The sequence below is a fragment of the Asanoa sp. NPDC049475 genome, assembly GCF_040676915.1.
In the GTDB taxonomy this organism is placed as follows: domain Bacteria; phylum Actinomycetota; class Actinomycetes; order Mycobacteriales; family Micromonosporaceae; genus Asanoa.
Window position 1 is genome coordinate 1218645 of record NZ_JBFAPY010000001.1, and the last position, 15593, is coordinate 1234237.

16 protein-coding genes are annotated in these 15593 nt (G+C 71.3%); 8 read left to right on the forward strand and 8 right to left on the reverse strand.

From position 1 onward, the window contains the following. The first annotated feature begins 91 nt into the window (after positions 1-91). Genes AB0J88_RS05740 through AB0J88_RS05750 form a run of 3 tightly spaced genes read left to right on the forward strand, consistent with a single transcriptional unit; the run spans position 92 to position 2693 of the window. On the forward strand, positions 92-901 hold the full coding sequence (locus AB0J88_RS05740; protein WP_364352860.1) for an ABC transporter permease: 810 nt from the start codon (positions 92-94) through the stop codon (positions 899-901). Next, positions 898-1875: an ABC transporter ATP-binding protein gene (locus AB0J88_RS05745; protein ID WP_364352863.1), complete on the forward strand. Its 978-nt coding sequence runs from the start codon at positions 898-900 to the stop codon at positions 1873-1875. The genes AB0J88_RS05740 and AB0J88_RS05745 overlap by 4 nt, the downstream gene beginning before the upstream one ends. Continuing rightward, complete coding sequence (locus AB0J88_RS05750; protein WP_364352866.1) at positions 1872-2693, forward strand: ABC transporter permease; 822 nt, start codon at positions 1872-1874, stop codon at positions 2691-2693. The genes AB0J88_RS05745 and AB0J88_RS05750 overlap by 4 nt, the downstream gene beginning before the upstream one ends. Here the strand turns inward: AB0J88_RS05750 and AB0J88_RS05755 are convergent. Next, positions 2679-3524, reverse strand: a complete 846-nt coding sequence (locus tag AB0J88_RS05755) for an NAD(P)H-binding protein (RefSeq protein WP_364352869.1) — start codon at positions 3522-3524, stop codon at positions 2679-2681. The two genes, AB0J88_RS05750 and AB0J88_RS05755, sit on opposite strands and share 15 nt — an antisense overlap. A gap of 105 nt (positions 3525-3629) precedes the next feature. On the opposite strand from AB0J88_RS05755, the gene AB0J88_RS05760 reads away from it, so the two are divergent. Next, positions 3630-3995 (forward strand): helix-turn-helix domain-containing protein, encoded by a 366-nt coding sequence (locus tag AB0J88_RS05760; protein WP_364352872.1) that lies wholly within the window; start codon positions 3630-3632, stop codon positions 3993-3995. A 322-nt stretch (positions 3996-4317) separates the two neighbouring features. Here AB0J88_RS05760 and AB0J88_RS05765 read toward each other — a convergent pair whose 3' ends face one another. The 5 genes from AB0J88_RS05765 to AB0J88_RS05785 are packed head-to-tail and all read right to left on the reverse strand — an operon-like array spanning position 4318 to position 9521. Further along, entirely contained in the window at positions 4318-5574 is a 1257-nt protein-coding gene (locus tag AB0J88_RS05765) for a Coenzyme F420 hydrogenase/dehydrogenase, beta subunit C-terminal domain (RefSeq protein WP_364352875.1), read from the reverse strand. Continuing rightward, the gene (locus AB0J88_RS05770; protein WP_364737801.1) at positions 5571-6839 is read right to left on the reverse strand and encodes a polysaccharide pyruvyl transferase family protein; all 1269 of its coding nucleotides are present in this window, start codon (positions 6837-6839) and stop codon (positions 5571-5573) included. Before AB0J88_RS05770 ends, AB0J88_RS05765 begins: the two co-directional genes overlap by 4 nt. Further along, a complete protein-coding gene (locus AB0J88_RS05775) occupies positions 6836-7471 on the reverse strand; it encodes a PIG-L family deacetylase (RefSeq protein ID WP_364352881.1) in 636 nt (211 codons plus the stop codon). The genes AB0J88_RS05770 and AB0J88_RS05775 overlap by 4 nt, the downstream gene beginning before the upstream one ends. Before the next feature lie 5 nt (positions 7472-7476). Next, on the reverse strand, positions 7477-8292 hold the full coding sequence (locus AB0J88_RS05780; RefSeq protein ID WP_364352884.1) for a glucose-1-phosphate cytidylyltransferase: 816 nt from the start codon (positions 8290-8292) through the stop codon (positions 7477-7479). Continuing rightward, positions 8292-9521, reverse strand: coding sequence for a class I SAM-dependent methyltransferase (locus AB0J88_RS05785; RefSeq protein WP_364352887.1), 1230 nt, complete (start codon positions 9519-9521; stop codon positions 8292-8294). The genes AB0J88_RS05780 and AB0J88_RS05785 overlap by 1 nt, the downstream gene beginning before the upstream one ends. A 194-nt stretch (positions 9522-9715) precedes the next feature. Here AB0J88_RS05785 and AB0J88_RS05790 point away from each other — a divergent pair, with 194 nt between their 5' ends. From AB0J88_RS05790 to AB0J88_RS05805, 4 genes are read left to right on the forward strand one after another with little or no spacing between them, the layout of a single operon-like run. Continuing rightward, entirely contained in the window at positions 9716-10744 is a 1029-nt protein-coding gene (locus AB0J88_RS05790; RefSeq protein WP_364352890.1) for an SDR family oxidoreductase, read from the forward strand. Next, positions 10732-11910, forward strand: a complete 1179-nt coding sequence (locus AB0J88_RS05795) for a methyltransferase domain-containing protein (RefSeq protein WP_364352893.1) — start codon at positions 10732-10734, stop codon at positions 11908-11910. The genes AB0J88_RS05790 and AB0J88_RS05795 overlap by 13 nt, the downstream gene beginning before the upstream one ends. Next, on the forward strand, positions 11910-12806 hold the full coding sequence (locus AB0J88_RS05800) for a glycosyltransferase (RefSeq protein WP_364352896.1): 897 nt from the start codon (positions 11910-11912) through the stop codon (positions 12804-12806). The genes AB0J88_RS05795 and AB0J88_RS05800 overlap by 1 nt, the downstream gene beginning before the upstream one ends. Then, positions 12807-14345 carry a lipopolysaccharide biosynthesis protein gene (locus AB0J88_RS05805; protein WP_364352899.1) on the forward strand — a complete coding sequence of 513 codons (1539 nt, stop codon included), beginning with the start codon at positions 12807-12809 and terminating at the stop codon, positions 14343-14345. It begins immediately after the preceding gene. Here AB0J88_RS05805 and AB0J88_RS05810 read toward each other — a convergent pair. Both AB0J88_RS05810 and AB0J88_RS05815 read right to left on the reverse strand, forming a co-directional pair. Beyond that, positions 14342-14872: a GNAT family N-acetyltransferase gene (locus tag AB0J88_RS05810; protein ID WP_364352902.1), complete on the reverse strand. Its 531-nt coding sequence runs from the start codon at positions 14870-14872 to the stop codon at positions 14342-14344. The two genes, AB0J88_RS05805 and AB0J88_RS05810, sit on opposite strands and share 4 nt — an antisense overlap. Next, positions 14869-15408: a GNAT family N-acetyltransferase gene (locus AB0J88_RS05815; RefSeq protein WP_364352905.1), complete on the reverse strand. Its 540-nt coding sequence runs from the start codon at positions 15406-15408 to the stop codon at positions 14869-14871. The genes AB0J88_RS05810 and AB0J88_RS05815 overlap by 4 nt, the downstream gene beginning before the upstream one ends. Positions 15409-15593: the final 185 nt, after the last annotated feature.

The following is a 15593-nucleotide window of genomic DNA, read 5'->3' on the forward strand; positions in this document are numbered from 1 at the left end:
CCTCGCACATCAGATCTGTACATCTTGAGCGCCAGCCACTAAGTTCCCAAGTGAAACTGGCTAAGTTCCACATTAAAACTCAGGAGGGACCTTGGCCACCGCCCTGCCGACGCTGCGGCGTAACTGGCTGGTCACCATGCGGGCGTACCAATGGACCTACTTCGTCGGCACGCTTGCCACCGGGATCCTCACGGTCGGGCTGGCCTATCTCGCCTACCACGCCATCGGGGGCGGCCGTGCCGGCGGCGGTTTCGCGGCCGCCGCCGGCACGGCGGACTACCTCGGTTACGTCACCGTCGGCGCCGCCGCTTCGATGTTCACGGTCCGGATGGTGCTCTGGGTCGCCAAGGCGCAGATCACCGAACAGCGCGAGGGCACCCTGGAAAGCCAGGTCCTGGCGCCCGCGCGGCGGCTCCCGTACCTGGTCGGCGTCGGTCTTCAGGCCCTGACCACGACGGTCGTCGAGGTGGTGGTGATGCTGACCTTCGCGATCATGATCGGGGTACGCCTGCCCGCGCCCGACCCGCTCACCCTGCTCGCCGCGTTCGTCGCGGCCTCCGTGGCGGTCTTCGGGATCTCCGTGCCGCTGAGCGCCGTCATGATCAGCGTCGGCGAGGCGCACATCACGCAGAACACGCTGTTCGTCGCGATGGGTCTGCTGTGCGGCTTCACCTTCCCGCCCGCCTACCTGCCGGACCCGCTGCGCTGGCTCGGCGAGGCGCTGCCGGTCACCTCGGCGCTGCGGGCGCTGCGGGCGGCGACGCTCGAGCACGCACCGCTCTCGATCGCCGCGCCGGACCTGTTGCTCTGCCTGGCTCTGGGCCTCGCCTACCTGGTCGTCGGGCTCCGGCTGCTCGGACCCGCCGAACGCATCGCCATCCAACGTGGAGGATCAGCGTGATCGTCACCCACGAGCTGCGCAAGACGTTTCCGGGGCAGCGCAAGCTGTTCCGGCCGGCCGGCCCCGCGACCCACGCCGTGGACGGCCTGTCACTGTCGATCCCGCCCGGCGCGGTGACCGGCCTGCTCGGGCTCAACGGCGCCGGCAAGACCACGACCATCAAGGTGCTCGCCACGCTGCTGCGCCCCACCTCCGGCTCGGTCACCGTGGACGGCCTGGACGTGGTCGGCCACGCCCGCGCGATCCGGCGCCGGATCAACCTCATCGCCGGCGGCGAGCGCATGGTGTACGCGCGACTGACCGGCCGGGAGAACCTCTGGTACTTCGGCCAGCTCTACGACGTGCCGCGCGCCGTGCTCGCGAAGCGGATCGACGAGCTGCTGGAGCTCGTCGGGCTCACGGACGCGGCCGGCACGGTCGTCGAGCGCTACTCGCGCGGCATGCGGCAGCGGCTGAGCATCGCCCGCGGGTTGATCAACGCGCCCGCGTACCTGCTGCTCGACGAGCCGACCCTGGGCCTGGACGCGCCTATCGCGCGCGACCTGCGCGCGGTGGTCGCGAACCTGGCCCGCGACGGCGTCGGGGTCCTGCTCACCTCGCACTATTTGGCCGAGGTCGAGCAGCTGTGCGGGCACGTCTACGTGGTCGACCGCGGCCGGCTCGTCGCCGAGGGCAGCCCGACCGCGCTGACCGCCGGCACCCGCCTGCCGCACACGGTCGAGCTGACCCTGGCCGAGCACGCGCCGGCGGTCAGCGCGGCCGTCGCCGCCCTGGGTGCCGAGTTCGAGGTGGGCGTCGACGCCGAGGAGCGGCCCACGTTCGTGCTGCGCAGCCCCGAGGACCTGACCGGCGAGCTCGCCACCGCGGTGGTCCGGGCCGGCGGCGCGATCGTGCGGCTGGAGGTCAACCCACCGACGTTGGAGGACGCGATCCTGGCGATGGCGGGGGCGCCGGCCGCGGTGGCCGCGAGATGAGGGCCGCCCTGCGGGTGTTCGCGGCCGAGGGTCTCAAACAACACCGCCGGATCTTCGGCAGCAAGCTGGTCGTGTTCTCGATGCTGCTCTGGCCGGTGCTGACATTGGCCACCACCTACTACACGGTGCTGCCGGTGACCTCGGCGCCCGGCGCGGCGCAGCGGTGGCCACTGGTCGCGGAACCCGGCCGACTGCTGGCGTTCCTGGCCGCGGGCGCGCTCGCGTACACCTTCTTCTTCTCGCTCGTGCAGTCCGCCTGGCACTTCTCCTGGGAACGGGTCAGCGGCACGCTGGAGGCGATGTTCCTGACGCCGGCGAGCCGGATGGCGCTGGTGCTGGCCAACGGCTCCAGCGCGCTGGTGCAGAACGCGTGGCTGTTCGGCTGCTTCGGCCTCGCGGCCGCGGTCGCCACCGGCACGCTGCATCTGGCCCACCCCGGCATGCTCGGGATCGCCGCGCTGGCGCTGCTGGTGCCCGCGGTCGCCTGGGGCGCCTTCCTCAACAGCCTGCTGATGTTCAGCCGCGACTCGGCCTTCCTCTACACGCTGCTCGACGATCCACTGTGGTTCATCGCCGGCGTGCGCCTGCCGCTCTTCGCCCTGCCCGTCTGGATCAAGGCGATCGGCCTGGCCTTCCCGCTGACCACCAGCCTGGTCGTGCTCCGCGGCGCGCTGCTCGACGGCAAGGACACCGCCGACCTGGCCGGCCAGTTGGCGTTCCTGGCCGGCCTGTCGGCGGTGCTGCTGGGCCTGACCGCCCTGCTGCTGCGGGTGGGGGAGCGGCACGCCCAACGCACGGGCTCGCTACAGCTGTTCTGACCGGAAGGCCGCGGCGTTGCGCCGCGCCCAGTCGGCGAAGCTGCCCGGCGCGCGGCCCAGGATCTCCGCCACGTGCGGGCTGACCCGCCGCTCGGCTTCGGTCGGCGTGCCGAGGACGGCGAGCGTGCCGTCCACCACGGGGGCGGGCATGAAGCCCAGCATCCGCTCGCGTGCCGCGTCCCGCGACAGCTCCACGAACCCGATCGGCTCGCCCAGCGCGGCACCGATGGCCGCCGCCTGCGCGCGGGGCGTCACCGTGGCGGGACCGGTCAACACGTAGGTGCGGCCGTCGTGCGGGTCGCCGTCGCGCAGCACGGCGGCGGCCACCTCGGCGACGTCGACCGGGTCGAGCACGGGCAGCCCGACATCGCCGAAGGGCGCGATCACGACGCGCTGCTCGCGAATCGAGCCGGCCCAGCCGAACGCGTTGGAGGCCAGTCCGGCAATGCGCAGGACGGTCCACTTGAGACCCGAACCGGCGACCGCGTCCTCGATGGTGCGCAAGGGAGCGTAGGACGCCGAACCCGGCCGCGTGCCGACCGCCTGCGACGAGAGTGAGACCACCCGGTCGACGCCGCCGGCCTTGGCGACCGCGAGGATCGCGTCGATGTCCAACCCCGCGCCGACGCCCGGAACCAGCAGGAAGAGGGCGGCGGCCCCGTCGACCGCCGGTTTCAGGGTCTCCGGGTGGAACAGGTCGGCGGGCACGTGCCGCACGTCGTCCGGCGGCCGCGTTGCCCGTGACACGGCTGTCACCCGCTCGCCCGCGTCGCTCAACGCCCGCACCAGCGGACGGCCCACGTTGCCTGTCGCTCCGGTCACCACGATCATCGAATGCTCCCCGATGTTTTCGCCGTCGCCCGCGCCTCGTGCGCGGCGGCTGAGCGACGCTAACATCATGGAGATAGTAGGTACCTAGAGGAAAGTGGCTATCCCATGCAGCCCAGCGCGGCGCCGGAACAGGCCTGCCCCATCTCGCCGGTGGTCGACATCGTGTTCAGCCGGTGGACCACGCCGATCCTGTGGACGCTCAACTACCACGGCCGGCAGCGCTTCGTGGAGCTCGAACGGCGGATCACCACGATCACGCCGAAGGTGCTGACCCAACGGCTCCGCCAACTCGAACGCGACGGGCTGGTGGTCCGCACGTACCACGCGGAGATCCCACCCCGCGTCGAGTACGAGATCAGCGATTTGGGCCGCACCCTGGCACCGCTGTTCGCCCACCTCTCTGACTGGGCCACCACGCACCTCGACAGAGTGGAGGAAGCCCGGGTGGCCTACGACGGCACCACTCGTTGACCATCGCGTTTCACCCGGTCGGGGGCCGCGCTGTTCGGCATCTTCCTGCCGCGCGGTCGTGAGTCGATGACCTGGCTCGAACGGGTGCTGACGGGAAGCTCGTCGCCGCCGATCCGGACCCAACAGACCGGCGCGGCCGACGTCCTCCCGGACGTGGCCACCACGTCGGCTCCGTAACGCTCCTTGTCGGTGCGGAGCGGGCGGCCCGCCCTACGCCGCCCAGAAGACGGTGCACTCGCCTGCCGCCCGCACCCGCTCGGCAGTGAGCGGGCACCGCATCCGGTCGACCGGGACTCGCGTTGCGTCCAGCAGGAACCGGGCGCTACTCCATCGGGGTGAGGTCGGCGGGGGCGCGTAGGGACTTGCGGCGGATGCGGCGGACCGTGCCGACCGTCGACTGGAGCTTCTCCTTCGTCGACAGGTTCTCGCGCCACATCCGGGCCATCGGCAGGTGCCGCGTGCGCGGGGTCATCAGGCCGGCCGCGCGCAGCGTGACCATCCGGCCCCAGACCGCGCCCCGGGCGCGCAGCAGGTTCGGCTGTGAGGCGGGCAGGAGCTCCGGGCCGACCTGCTCCAGCACCAGCGCGCCGGCGGCGATCGCGGCCTCGATCAGTTTCAGGCCGCGCTCCGTGCGCGCCAGCACCAGCGAGCGGCCCGGGTCGCCGGCGGTCGGCCGGTACCACGGGTCGCCGACCGCGACGTCGGCGAACTCGCCCGTGTGGTCGGCGCACAGGTAGCAGCGCCACTGGCGGTGCTTCTGGAGGATGTCGCCCCAGGACTGCTCGTAGGTCAGCGTGCGCTCTTCGGACTCGCCGGCGACACCCGTGCGGGCGTTGCCCGGCCAGCCGTTGCCCCGGTAAGCCACGTGCGAGATGGTCGACGGGTCGTCGACACCCATCACCTTGAGCATCTCCAGGGTGCCCTGCGTCGACGGGGTCCCAGCGCAGAACACCGCGATGGTCAGCCCGACCTTGCGGTCGAGCTGCGGCCGCTCGCGCCGGGCCATCGAGACCGCGGCCACGTCGCACGGCTTGCCGATGAACACGCTCGGGGTCTCGCCCGCCTCGACCAGGTCGAGCCGTTCGCACGGGCTGGCCGGCGCGTAGCGGGAGCCGGCGTTGGCCAGCAGCTCGTCCCGGCTGCGGGACAGCCGCGCCTCGTTGAGGTAGGGCACGTCCTCGCGCGCGCCGATGTGCAGCGCGCCAGTCATGCCCTCCTGCTCGATCAGGAACGCCGAGAGTGCCGTCGCCACGCCGCCGCTGGAGCCGGCGAAGCGGATCTCCGGGTCGGCCGCGTAGCCCTCGTACACCCGCAGCACCGGACCCCAGGCATCGCGCAGGTCCGCGTACTCGCCGGGACCGGCTTCGCCCGAGTCGTGCTCCAGCTTGACGCCGGGGCAGCACGACAACGCCGCTGCCGCACCGGGGCCCCGGACCGGCAACAAGGGGAGGGGACGGCGCCCGTACTCGAGGACGTCGCCCATCCGCACCTCGTCCGGCGCCAGGTAGGCACAGACACCGCAGCCGGTGCACATCTTCTGCTCGGCGACGTCGTGCACGTCGCGCGGAGACCGAGTCATGCGGCGCCGCCCCGGGCCAGGGCGACGATCTCGTCCATCTGCTCTCCCGCCCGGTGGACCGCCACCGGCACCCGTTCGGCCAGCTCCGCCGCCGCGGCGGAGCGGTTGGACCACGACTTCCACAGCGTGTCGAGCAGCTCGTCGTCGCCGAGCGTGCGGGCGTCCGCGACGTGCCGCTCCTGCCCGACCGTCGCGAACACACCACGAGCCTTGAGGCTGTACGCCAGGATCGCGGCCGGAACCGCCGACGACAGCGCCGCGATCGTGGCGTGCATCCGCATCCCGCAGAACCACGCCGTGCGGCTGATCACCCACTTGGTCTGGTGCGGGTCGAGCCCACGCGGGGTGATCGCGATCCGGTCGCCGTACTTCGCGGTCAGGTCGGCCCGCAGCGCCTCGCTGGTCGCGGTGTCGTCGTCGGTGCCGCCGGCCGCCAACACGTGCGGCACGATGATGACCCGGGTGTTGGGCTCGTCGAGCACCCGCTCGCAGATCTGCCGGGCCACCCGGCCGCCGTCGCCGGCCAGCCGGAACTGTGCGATCCCCTCGGCCCGCGACATCAGGCCGCTGACGTTGATGCCCATCACCGGGCCGTCGGCGGCCGCGAACCAGGCGGCGAGCTGGTCGAACGCCGCACCCTCGGGGGCACGCGGCTCCAGGCCGAAGGCCACGTCGACGCCCTCGCGGTGCCTGCGCGGATCGAAGTCGGCACCGAGCAGCTCGCGCAGCGCGGCGAAGCTGTCGGGGTCGCGCGCCCAGGCCATCGACGCACCGCGGGCCAGCGACACGGCCTCGGCCCGGATCCGCGGGATCTTGAACGGGCCGTATGTCTGCGGCAGCAGCACGAGCTTGCGCTTGCGCAGCAGGGCGAGCTTCTTGGGCCAGGCGACCGTGCGGAACCGGTGCTCGCCGTAGATGTCGCTGAAGCTGTCGCCGCCGCTGACGTCGAGCACCACGTCGGCGCCGTCGATCGCGCTGACGCCGTGGTTGCCGAGGCCGCCCAACGCCGCGCTGAGCCGCATGTTCACATAGGACTCGGGACGGTGGTAGCGGCGCGAGTGGCGCGCGCCGGACAGGGTGATCGGCACCGCCTGGCCGTGCACGTACGCGGTGCCCTGCCGTTCGCCCCAGCCGTCGTCGAAGACAGTCATCCGGGCGTCCGGCACGCGGGCCAGGAAAGCGCCGATCGTGGCCGCCCGCAACGCGCCGACGCCCAGGTTCAATGTGGACCCTGGAACCCCGAACAGACACGCACCGACGCTCACAGCGCCATCACCGCCTTCTCACAGGTGTACGCCTCGGCATACCTCGACCGGCATTCCATGCCGCGGAGCCGGGCGAGGCCGAGGAAGACCTCGTCGTCCCACCAGTCGCGGTCCTTCTGTGACGGGAAGTTGGCATGCAGCAGCTCCACCTTGCGGCGGGCGCGCTCGTCGGCCAGCGGCACGTAGACGTTACGCCGCCCGAGATCGCCGTCCCATTTCGGGATCTCGTAGTGCAGCACCACCGCGTCGCGGAACGCGGTCGGCACGAGCTCGGCCAACAGCCGGTGATCCTGGTGCGCGTCGTCCTTCGCCGGGGCGACCACCAGATCGGCACCACCGACGGCGGCCGCCTGGACGAGCTCCTTTGCCCGCTCCCAGTGCGCCGGCACCCGCCCGTCGGGCAGGTCGTGCAGCGAGAACGAAAGACGGGCGCCGGGCAGGAAGGCGGCCGCGGCGGCCCGCGCCTCCGCCTGCCGGTCCGGCGTGCCGCTGAGCAGCACGTAGCGGACGTCGAGGTCGGAAACGGTGGCGGCCAGCGTGAGCAGCAGGCCGCCGGCGCCGATCTCGATGTCGTCCGGGTGCGCGCCGAACAGGACGACCCGCCGGACTGCCGACAGTGCGAACGGAAGCATCGGCGTCAGGAGACCAGAGCCGGGGCGAGCGAGCCGCCAGTGCGGTTGGAGTCCCAGAGCATCCACGGGCACCGGGCCGAGAAGTAGAGCTGCTCGAGCTCCGCCCGGTCCTTGAACGTGTCGGCCGCGCGCCAGAAGCCCTTGTAGCGCTGGGCGATGACCCGTCCGCTCGGCATCAGCCGCTCCAGCGCGTCCGGCACCAGTTCCTCGCCCTCGCGCATGTGGTCGAAGATCTCCGGGCGGAGGATGAAGTAGCCGCCGTTCTCCCACTGGGTCAGCTCGCGCATCGGCGTGATGCCGGTCACCCGGTCGCCGTTCTCGATGTCGAGCACGTGATGCGTCGACTGCACCGGCACCGCCAGCAGGCTGGCCACCGCGTCGGACCGGTCGAACCGCTTGACCATCTCGTCGAGCGGAGCGTTGGTCAGCGTGTCGGCGTAGTTGGCCAGGAACACCGGCTCGTTCTCGACGTGCGCCCGCACCCGCATCAGCCGCTCGCCGATGGTCGAGTGCAGGCCCGTGTCGATGAAGGTGATGTTCCAGTCGGTGATGTCCGACGAGAACAGGTGCAGGTCCCGGTCACCCATGGTGAGCGTGAAGTCGTTGGAGAGCGTCTCGTCGTAGTGCAGGAAGTAGTCCTTCACGGCGGCCGCGCCGTAACCGAGGCACAGCACGAAGTCGGTGTGGCCGAAGTGCGCGTAGTAGCGCATCACGTGCCAGAGCAGCGGGCGATCACCGATCATCGCCATCGGCTTCGGCGCGGACTGGGCGTCCTCCCGCATCCGCATGCCGAGGCCGCCGCAGAACAGGACGACCTTCATCACACCACCTCGAGGTCCGGGATCGGGAAGACCAGCCGGCCGCCCCACTCTCGCACGTACGACAGTTGGGCCGAGATCTCGCTGCGCAGGTTCCACGGGAGCACGAGCACGTAATCCGGGCGGTCCTGGGCGATTCGCTCAGGAGCGTGGATCGGGATGTGCGTGCCCGGCAGGAACATGCCCTGCTTGTGCGGGCTGCGATCGACCGTGTACTCCAGCAGATCGGCCCGGATGCCGCAGTGGTTGAGGAGCGTGTTGCCCTTGCCGGGGGCGCCGTAGCCGACCACCCGCTTGCCCTCGGCCCGCGCGGTCAGCAGGAAGTCCAGCAGGTCGCGCTTGATGTCGAAAACCGCCTCGGCGAAGCCTTTGTGGCCTTCGACGGTGTGCAGGCCGGCCTCGGCCTCGGCTTCGAGCACCGACTTGACGTTGCTGGACGCCTCGCCCGCCGCGGCGCCGTGCCGGGCGTGCACCCGCAGCGACCCGCCGTGCGTCGACAATTCCTCGACGTCGACCACCACGAGCCCGGCGGTGGCCAGGGCGCGCTCGGCGGTCAGCAGCGACAGGTACTGGTAGTGCTCGTGGTAGATGGTGTCGTACTGGCGCCGCTCGATCAGCCGCAGCAGGTGCGGGAACTCCAGCGTCACCAGGCCGTCGGGCTTGACCAGCGCGGCCAGGCCGGCGGTGAAGCCGACGAGGTCGGGCACGTGCGCGTAGACGTTGTTGCCCGCGACCAGGTCGGCGCGGCCGTGCTTGGCCGCCAGCGCCGCACCGGTCTCGGCGCCCAGGAACTCGTTCTCGGTCCGGATCCCGCGAGACCGCGCGACTTCCGCGATGTTCGCCGCCGGCTCGACGCCCAGCACCGGGATGCCGCGCGCCACGAAGTGCTGGAGCAGATACCCGTCGTTGCTGGCGACCTCGGTCACCAGGCTGTCCGGACCGAGGCCGAGGTGCTCGGCCATGGTGTCGGCGTAGCGCTTGGCGTGCGCGACCCACGAGTCCGAGTACGAGGAGAAGTAGGCGTAATCGGAGAAGATGTCTTCGCCGGGCACGTATGCGGGCAACTGCACCAGCAGACAGCTCGGGCAGAGGCGGACGTGCAGCGGGTAGAAGGTCTCCGCGCTGTCCAGCCGTTCGGCCGGAAGGTAGCTCTCGCACAGCGGGGACATGCCCAGGTCGACGAACGTTTCGGTCAACTCCGCCGCACAAAGGCGACATACGGCAGTTGTCATGCGCAGGTACCCCGATTTCGAGCAAACACCGGTCAGCGCGGCCCTCGGCCCCGGCCCGCGCCCGGCGAAACGCTAGCCAGGTGGCGCATGGCCATGGAGCCTGGAGTAAGAAGTCCGACACTAGTCCGGACCGTACCGACGAGCCGTCCGTAGACTCGCGATTCTCACCCCGGACAACGCTGCGGAGCTTCACCATGCGCACACTCGTGACCGGCCACGACGGCTACATCGGCAGCGTGCTGGTGCCGCTGCTGCAGGCCGCGGGACACGACGTCACCGGCCTCGACATCAGCCTGTACGCCGACGGCGTGCTCGGCCCGCCGCCGCCCGCGGTGCCGGCGCTCCGGGTGGACCTGCGCGACGTCGAGCCCGAGCACCTACGCGGCTACGACGCGGTGGTGCACCTGGCCGCACTGTGCAACGACCCGATCGGCAACCTCAACCCGGACCTCACGTACGACATCAACCACCGGTCGACGGTGCGTCTGGCCAGGGCGGCCAAGGCAGCCGGCGTCGGCACGTTCCTGTTCTCGTCGTCCTGCTCGCTCTACGGCGCCGGGCTCGACGACCGCCCGCTCGACGAGGACGCCGGCTTCGCGCCCGTGACGCCGTACGGCGAGTCGAAGATCCTCTCCGAGCAGGACCTCGCCGAGCTCGCGGACGACGACTTCTCCCCGGTCTACCTGCGCAACGCCACCGCGTACGGCTTCTCGCCCCGACTCCGCGGCGACCTGGTCGTCAACGACCTCGCCGCGCACGCGCTGCTGACCGGCGAGGTGCGGCTGCTCTCCGACGGCACCGCCTGGCGCCCGCTGGTGCACGTCGAGGACATCTCGGCGGCGTTCCTGGCGCTGCTGGAGGCGCCGCGTGACGTGGTGCACAACCGGGCCTACAACATCGGGCAGACCAGTGAGAACTACCTCATCCGCGACGTGGCCGAGATCGTCCGCGACGTGGTGACCGGTTCCACGGTGACCTTCGCCGGTGGCGCGTCCGCCGACTCCCGCAACTACCGGGTCAGCTGCGACCGGATCGCCGCCGAGGTGCCCGGCTTCCGTCCAGCGTGGACAGTGCGCAAGGGCGTGGAGCAACTGGTCGAGGAATACCGCCGCCACGGGCTGACCATCGAGCAATTCACCGGAGAGGGGCACCAGCGGCTCAAGAAGATCCGGGCGCTGCTGGCCGCAGGGAAGATCGACGAGCAGCTGCGGTGGACCTCGTGACCCGCTGCTTCGCGTGCGGCGAGGGTGAGCTCGTCCCGTTCGCCGACCTGGGCACGATCCCGGTGCTCTGCGGCGTGCACTGGGCCAGCCGCGACGAGGCGCTCGCCTCGCCGCTCGGCCGGATGGAGCTGTCGTACTGCCCGTCGTGCGCGTACGTGCGGAACGTGGCCTTCGAGCCGGAGCTCCTGCACTACGACACGACGATGGACACCAACCTGCACCACTCGCCCGCGTTCCAGTCGTTCTCGGCGGAGCTGGTCAAGCACCTGACCGAGCGCTATCCGTTGCGGGGCGCGACCGTGCTCGACATCGGGTGCGGGCAGGGCGAGTTCCTTCGTGAGCTCTGCCACGTCGCGGGAGCGCGGGGCATCGGCTACGACGCGATGTACGCGGGCCCGACCGGCCCGGACCCGTCCGGCGCGGAGTTCCACAGTGGACACGCTCCGCTCGACGGGACGACGCCGCCGTTCGACTTCGTCACGTCCCGGCACTGGTTCGAGCACATCGACGACCCGTACGACTTCCTGGTGAGCCTGCGCACCCTGGCCGGCGACCGGCCCGTGCGCGGCTACATCGAGGTGCCGGACGCCTGCTACGACATGGCCACCGCGGGCTGGGAGGTCATCTACCCGCACGTGTCGTACTTCGACGCGTACTCGCTGCGCCGGATCGTCGAGCGTGCCGGCTGGCGGGTCGAGGACACCGGCCCGCTGTTCCAGGGGATGTTCCGGTTCGTGGAGTTCTCGGCCAACGTGTCCGGCCCGCCCGCCTCGACCGCGCCGCTGCCCGGCGCCGACGCGGTCTCGCGGCAACTCGAAGCCATCCGGGGCTTCGCGGCCCGGCACTTCGCCGAGCGTGACAGGTGGCGCACCCTGATCGCCGACCGGATCGCCGACGGCGACCGCCCGGTGCTCTGGGGCGCCGGCTCGCGCGGCGTGCAGTTCCTGCACCTCGCCGACCCCGACGGCAAGCTGGCCGCGGTGGTCGACGTCAACTCCCGCAAGTGGGGTAGGTTCCTGCCCGTGACAGGGCACGAGGTCACCGCGCCGGCGACGCTGGCCGGGCTGGGCACGCGCACCGTCATCATCACCAACCCGGCATATCGCAACGAGATCGGCGCGACGCTGAGTGAGCTCGGCGTCGACGCCGAGCTTCTGGTGGCGTGATGGCCCGGGTCACCATCGGCGTGCCGGTCTACAACGCGGCCCGCTACCTGCCGGTGGCGCTCGATGCGCTGCGCGCCCAGGACCATCCCGACTTCGAGATCGTCATCAGCGACAACGCGTCGACCGACGAGACCTGGGACATCTGCCAGAGCTACGCGGTGGCCGATCCGCGGATCCGACTGTGGCGCAACGAGCGGAACCTGGGCGGCCACGCCAACTTCGCGAAGGTCGTCGAGCTGGCGTCGGGTGAGCTGTTCAAGTGGGCCGCGTACGACGACATCTGCCGGCCCGGGTTCGTCAGCGCGTGCGTGGCCGCGCTCGACGCCGCCGGGCCGCGCGCGGTGCTCGCGTACCCGAAGACGGTGTTGATCGACGAGGACGGCGTGGAGCTCGGCGCGTACGCCGACAAGCTCGACCTGCGCGACCAGCGCGCCTGGAAGCGGCTGTCGGGGCTGGCCAACAACATCAGCCTGTGCCACGCGCACTTCGGGGTCTTCCGGATCGACGCGCTGCGCCGCACCGGGCTGATCCGGCCGTTCCTGTCGTCGGACTACACGCTGATGGCGGAGATCGCCGCGATCGGCGAGGTGCACGAGGTGCCGGAAAGGCTGTTCCTGCGCCGGGTGCACGGCGGGTCGACCCGGCAGGCGGGCAACAGCGCCGCCTCGGCGACGAGCTGGTTCGCGCCGGACGGGGGCGCTCGAAATGCGCGGTCGCCAAGGTCGAACATGCTTCGGCAGACGGTACGCGTCCTGCGCGGCCACCCCGGCGGGCTCAGCAACTCGGCGGCCTTCCTCGGCACCTGGTACGCGCGGCGGGCCAGGGTGCGGTTGGGCGCGCTGCGGAGAAGGTTGAGCGGCAAGCCGATGCCGGCGCTGACCGAGAGCGGCGCGTAGGTGGTCTCGGCACCTCCCGCCGCGCCGCCGGCCGCCCGCAAGCCCGGCGTCGGCAGTGCGATCGGCTGGTCGTACGTGCTCACCGGCGGCCGGATCGGCGCGACGGTCCTGGTCACCTTCGTGCTGGCCAAGCTGCTCGGCCCCAGCGAGTTCGGCGTCGTGGCGATGGCGACCGTGTTCATCACCGTCGCGCAGACGATCCTCCAGCAAGGCTTGGTCTCGGCGATCGTGCAGCGCGACAAGCTGACGCCCGAGCACCTCGACGCCGCGTTCGGCGTGATGGTCATCTCGGGCTTCGTGGTCGGTGGCGCGGCGGCCGCGCTGAGCCCGGTCTGGGCTCTGGTCAACCGGGAGCCGCAGCTCACGGTCGTCTGTCTGGCGCTGTCGCCGCTGGTGCTGATGCAGGCGCTGACCATCGTGCCGGAGGCGGTGCTGCGCCGGGAGCTCGCGTTCAAGTCGGTCGCGGTGCGCACGCTGAGCGCGTCGGTGGTCAGCGGCGTCGTCGGGGTGGTGCTGGCGCTGCTCGGCGCCGGCGTGTGGGCGCTGGTCGCGCAGTCACTGGTCAACGCGTTCGTCGGCCTGGTCGTGCTGTGGACGGTGTGCCCGTGGCGGCCGTCCCGCCGGCTGCGGCTCGGCGCGGTCCGCGACCTGTGGAAGTTCTCGATGCACTCGGCCAACGCCGGCCTCGGCTCGATGCTGAGCTCGAAGGCCGACATCATCTTCACGGGCCTGTTCTTCGGCCCGGTGGCGACGGGCATCTACCGGCTGGCCGCGCGCCTGCCCGACATGCTGGTCGACGTGACCGTGCGGTCGCTGCAACAGGTGGCGCTGCCGTCGCTGTCGCGCTTGCAGAACGACCGACCGGCGTTCGTCCGGCACCTCACCACGCTCCAGCACCTGGGTGCGATCACCGGCCTGCCGCTGCTCGGCGTCCTCGTCGCCGGGGCCGGCCCGCTGGTCGCTTTCCTGGGGCCGCAGTGGTCCGGCACGGAGGTCCCGCTCGCGCTGCTGTGCCTCTACGGTGCCCTCAACGCGTACGGCGTGCTGCTCGGCCCGGCCCTGCAGGCGATCAGCCAGCCGGCCAAGCTGGCGGCGATCCTGTGGACCCGCGGCCTCCTCGGCGTCGGGGTGTTCGCCGGCGTGGGCACGCTGCTGCACGACTCGTCGGCGGCCCGGCAGGCGACCGCGATCGCCCTGGCGGCCATCGGGATGCAGGTCGTGATGAACGCGGCCTCGATCTGGGTCACGGTCTCCCGAGCGGTGGGCGGCTCGATACCGCGCTTCCTGGCCCCGACCCTCCCGGCGGTCCTGGCCGGCGGGGTGGCGGCCGCGGTCCCCGTGCTCTTCGACGCGGTGGGCGTCTCGATCGAGCCGCCGCTGCTGGCGCTGGTGGTCTACTGCGCTGTGGCCGCGGCCCTGTCCGGAGCGCTGCTGTGGCTGCTCGACCGGCGCCTGCGCACGCTGGTCCGCAAGAAACTCGGCAACCGCCTGTCCTGGATTCCCCTGAGCCACCCCCGCGCGGGCCGGCACGAGGCCTAGGCCCCGTAGAACGCGAGCTGGGCCGTCTTCTCCGGCGTCGTCACCACGGCGTCGAAGACGAAACCCAGGCGCCGCCAGCGGAGCAGGGCGCGTTCGTTGCGGACGTCCGGTTCGATCACGATGCGCTTCGTGCCCGGGTGGGCGAAGGCGAACCGCAGCAGCGCGACGGCCACCGCCCCCGTGAAGCCTGGCACCGGTGGATCGGCGGGGGCCAGGAACAGGTGGATGCCGAAGTCGCCCTCGCGGACCTCGTAGTACTCCCCGATCGGGTCCGCGGCCGGCTCGTACGTCTGGAAGATGCCGATCGGCTTCCCCGCCAGGCGCATCAGATAAGCGTGGTGCGTCTCCAGACCATCCACGAACTCGTAGACCTCCTGCACCACCTCGGGGGAGTGCTCGGTCATCCCCCAGAACCGCGCGCGCGGCTGGCTCACCCAGCCGTGCACCAGGTCCCGGTCTCGCGCCGGATCCAGGCGCACCAGTTCGAAGGCCCCGAAACCCGGCAGGTCCTCCGCGTACGCGCTCATCGCCGGCTCGCCAGCGGCAACGGGCACACCAGCATCCGATGTGGACGCCAGCCTGGGAACGGAAGGACGTCGCCGACGTGGGCGAAGCCCAGTGCCCCCAACGCCCGCCAGACCCGGGTGTTGGCCTCGGCCACGGCCATCGTGACGCGATCCTCGGGCCGGCCTGCCAGCAGGTCGAGGAACAGCGGCACGCCGAGCCGTCGCCGGCGGTGCTCGGGCAGCACGAACGCCTCGCAGATCGCGAACGTGCGACCGGTCCGTTCGCGCGTGACGGCCGGGTCGACGTCGGCCAGGTCGCGCCACCAGAGCGTGTCGGGCGGCAGCGGGCAGCCCATGACCGCGCCGGCGAGCTTGCCGTCGACGTGGGCGACCGTGGCAGCGAAGCCGGGCGCCTCGACCGTCCAGGCCAGTCGCTCCTCGACCGTCGGCTCGCTGTGGTCGACCAGGTGCAGGTCAGCCGCGTGCACGTCGCGATAGACCCGGGACAGCTCGGCGATGTCCACGGTCTCCGTCACGGCGACCGTTACAGATGCCAAAGAGAGCTCCTCAAGTTTGGTTAGCCTCACCTAACCACAGAACCTCGAGAAGCGAAAGTCGCTTGTGGAGTGTCCGTTGGTTACCGAGGGTCGCTCGGTTGGCAACGGTCGGTAAATCGCTCGGAAATAGCCGCGCAACGGGCGATGCGGACGATGTGACTCCCGTCGACGCGCATGGAGGATCG

Bases quoted from the DNA above. Each gene is read 5' to 3' on its own strand.
- AB0J88_RS05750 (WP_364352866.1), top strand. From the start codon at position 1,872: ATGAGGGCCGCCCTGCGGGTGTTCGCGGCCGAGGGTCTCAAACAACAC.
- AB0J88_RS05780 (WP_364352884.1), bottom strand. From the start codon at position 8,292: ATGAAGGTCGTCCTGTTCTGCGGCGGCCTCGGCATGCGGATGCGGGAG.
- AB0J88_RS05760 (WP_364352872.1), top strand. From the start codon at position 3,630: ATGCAGCCCAGCGCGGCGCCGGAACAGGCCTGCCCCATCTCGCCGGTG.
- AB0J88_RS05810 (WP_364352902.1), bottom strand. From the start codon at position 14,872: ATGAGCGCGTACGCGGAGGACCTGCCGGGTTTCGGGGCCTTCGAACTG.
- AB0J88_RS05755 (WP_364352869.1), bottom strand. From the start codon at position 3,524: ATGATCGTGGTGACCGGAGCGACAGGCAACGTGGGCCGTCCGCTGGTG.
- AB0J88_RS05800 (WP_364352896.1), top strand. From the start codon at position 11,910: ATGGCCCGGGTCACCATCGGCGTGCCGGTCTACAACGCGGCCCGCTAC.
- AB0J88_RS05775 (WP_364352881.1), bottom strand. From the start codon at position 7,471: ATGCTTCCGTTCGCACTGTCGGCAGTCCGGCGGGTCGTCCTGTTCGGC.
- AB0J88_RS05765 (WP_364352875.1), bottom strand. From the start codon at position 5,574: ATGACTCGGTCTCCGCGCGACGTGCACGACGTCGCCGAGCAGAAGATG.
- AB0J88_RS05790 (WP_364352890.1), top strand. From the start codon at position 9,716: ATGCGCACACTCGTGACCGGCCACGACGGCTACATCGGCAGCGTGCTG.
- AB0J88_RS05785 (WP_364352887.1), bottom strand. From the start codon at position 9,521: ATGACAACTGCCGTATGTCGCCTTTGTGCGGCGGAGTTGACCGAAACG.